The organism is Bradyrhizobium sp. Kon56 (assembly GCF_055807635.1).
The window spans coordinates 1-324 of the sequence record NZ_JBVVOU010000269.1; the positions used below are offsets into that span (position 1 = coordinate 1).

Here is a 324-nt window from a genome sequence, read left to right on the forward strand (position 1 = left end):
CCAAGTCGGGTATTGAAAGCGCCTTGCTCGATGCCCTTGGCAAGCGCCTGAATCTGCCGGTGAGCGAACTGCTCGGCGGGCGTGTGCGCGATGCGTTGCCGGTGGCCTGGACCCTGGCCAGCGGCAACACCGCACAAGACATTGCCGAGGCCGAGAAGATGCTGGACCTGCGCCGCCACCGCATCTTCAAGTTGAAAATCGGCGCGGGCGAAGTCGGCCGCGACCTGGCCGATGTGATCGCGATCAAGCAGGCGCTGGGTGAGCGCGCCAGCGTGCGGGTCGACGTCAACCAGGCCTGGGACGAGGCCGTGGCGCTACGTGCCT

General features: G+C 66.7%; 1 protein-coding gene. It reads left to right on the plus strand.

All coding sequences use genetic code 11. The features are described 5' to 3' along the window. Nucleotides 1-23 precede the first annotated feature (23 nt). Nucleotides 24-324 (plus strand): enolase C-terminal domain-like protein (locus AC0L3B_RS38930; protein WP_473383007.1); only part of this gene is annotated, 301 nt, incomplete at its 3' end.